The sequence below is a fragment of the Pseudomonas sp. genome (assembly GCF_050739995.1).
Lineage (GTDB): Bacteria > Pseudomonadota > Gammaproteobacteria > Pseudomonadales > Pseudomonadaceae > Aquipseudomonas.
This window is the reverse complement of the sequence record NZ_JBOICG010000392.1, coordinates 1-1,810: the sequence shown is the minus strand read 5'-3', so window position 1 is coordinate 1,810 and position 1,810 is coordinate 1. Positions and strand designations below refer to the sequence as shown.

General features: G+C 58.7%; 1 protein-coding gene and 1 tRNA gene. One reads left to right on the top strand and one right to left on the bottom strand.

Annotated elements, in window-relative coordinates; genetic code table 11:
* Positions 1-35 precede the first annotated feature (35 nt).
* Positions 36-1,319: an NAD(P)/FAD-dependent oxidoreductase gene (locus ACRESD_RS13070; RefSeq protein WP_431751280.1), complete on the bottom strand. Its 1,284-nt coding sequence runs from the start codon at positions 1,317-1,319 to the stop codon at positions 36-38.
* Between the two features lie 184 nt (positions 1,320-1,503).
* On the opposite strand from ACRESD_RS13070, the gene ACRESD_RS13065 reads away from it, so the two are divergent.
* Positions 1,504-1,580: transfer RNA gene (locus tag ACRESD_RS13065), tRNA-Val, on the top strand.
* Positions 1,581-1,810: the final 230 nt, after the last annotated feature.

Sequence of the window (1,810 nt, the reverse complement as noted above, 5' to 3'; positions counted from 1 at the left end):
ATCGCAGGCAAGCCAGCTCCCACAGTTTGATCGGGTCAGAACCCCAGCTTATCCCTCAGCCCGTAATACCAGGCTCCCAGTGCCGCAAACGGCGTGCGCAGTAATTGCCCGCCTGGGAACGGGTAGTGCGGCAGGTCGGCAAACGCGTCAAAACGCTCTGCCTGGCCTCTCAGCGCCTCCGCCAGTACCTTGCCTGCCAGGTGTGTGTACGTCACGCCATGGCCGCTGCAGCCCTGGGAGTAGTAGATGTTGTCGCCCAGGCGTCCGACCTGTGGCAGTCGGGAGAGGGTCAGCAGGAAGTTGCCGGTCCAGGCGTAGTCGATTTTCACATCCTTGAGCTGCGGGAAGGCTTTGAGCATCTTCGGTCGGATGATCGCTTCGATATTGGCAGGGTCGCGTGCGCCATAGACTACGCCGCCGCCGAAAATCAGGCGCTTGTCGCTGGTGAGACGGTAATAGTCGAGCAGGTAGTTGCAGTCTTCTACGCAGTAATCCTGCGGCAGCAGTGTCTTGGCCAGCTCATCGCCCAGCGGTGCGGTAGTGATGACCTGGGTGCCGCACGGCATCGACTTGGCAGCCAGCTCCGGCACCAGGTTGCCCAGGTAGGCATTGCCCGCGACGATGATGAATTTGGCTCTGACCTTGCCTTCGGCGGTATGCACCACAGGGTTGGCACCGCGTTCGATGCGCACTGCCGCAGACTGTTCATAAATGGTACCGCCCAGGGACTCCACTGCGGCTGCTTCACCCAGTGCCAAGTTGAGCGGGTGAATGTGCCCGCCGCTCATGTCGAGCATGCCGCCTACATAGTTGTCGCAGGCCACCACTTCGCGAATACGGCGCTCGTCCAGCAACTCCAGCTGCGTGTGGCCGAAGCGTTCCCATAGACGCTTCTGCGACTCCAGGTGGCCCATGTGCTTGCTGTTGAGTGCCGCGAACACGCCGCCGTCCTTCAGGTCGCACTGGATCTGATACTTGGCCACACGCTCACGGATGATCTTGCCGCCCTCGAACGCCATTTGCCCCAGCAGTTGCGCTTGCTTGGGGCCGACACTGCGCTCAATCACATCGATATCACGGCTGTAGCTGTTGACGATTTGCCCGCCATTGCGGCCCGAGGCGCCGAACCCCACCTTGGCGGCCTCCAGCACCGTCACGCGAAAACCGTTCTCCAGAAGGAATAGTGCGCTGGAAAGGCCGGTGTAGCCGGCACCAATCACGCATACATCGGTTTCGACTTCGCCCTGCAGTGTCGGGCGAGGCGGGACCGCATTGGCGGACGCGGCGTAATACGACTGGGGGTAGGGGGTGTTCGCCATCCTGGAACCTCTGTTTTATATTTTTTACGAGTGCTCCGATCCTACCTGAGTTGAAAATTGCCTGCCAGCCACCCGAAAATCACGAGCGTGCCTGTCGCAAATAAAAAATTCGCATATTCATAGGGTTAGCTGCAAAAAAGATGTTGACACCCCTCCGGAATTCCGTAGAATGCCGCCTCACAGCAGGCACGTAGCTCAGTTGGTTAGAGCACCACCTTGACATGGTGGGGGTCGTTGGTTCGAGTCCAATTGTGCCTACCAAATCAAATCCGCCCCTGCTGGGCGGTCCAGAAGGGCTCACCGAAAGGTGGGCCCTTTTTTGTTGTCTTGGATTTTCTGCGATGCCTCGGCGAGCCAGGCGCACTAAAGCTGCTGATTTTTTTATGAAATTTCGCTTTACGACAGGTGCATACCTGCGTATTATGCGCCCCACAGCAGGCACATAGCTCAGTTGGTTAGAGCACCACCTTGACATGGTGGGGGTCGTTGGT